This is a genomic window from Fructilactobacillus sp. X7R7C1 (genome assembly GCF_059901065.1).
The window spans coordinates 1-230 of record NZ_JBWXVF010000011.1 but is presented as its reverse complement, the minus strand read 5'-3'; the positions used below and the strand labels follow the sequence as shown (position 1 = coordinate 230).

Below are 230 nucleotides of genomic sequence, written 5' to 3'. Positions count from 1 at the left end.
TCAGGACAAGCGTGAGCGCACTGACTGTCATAATAGTTGACAGCAAGAAAATCGGAGATATTTTGTGAAAAGAGGGTTTCATCGTCGTCAAAGATTTCGGGTGCCAACTGATGTTGCTTCAAATAATTGAAGGCAGCATCGGTGTAATAACCTTTAAAATACACGTCAAGATAATAGAAATTTCGGAGGTCGTTGGCATTCAAGGCCGCCAGCTGATCCTCAGGCTTGCA

1 protein-coding gene is annotated in these 230 nt (G+C 43.5%); it reads right to left on the bottom strand.

The features are described from left to right. A partial coding sequence (locus tag AC6UDC_RS06945; protein ID WP_500721927.1) for a family 1 glycosylhydrolase occupies positions 1–230 on the bottom strand: 230 nt, incomplete at both ends.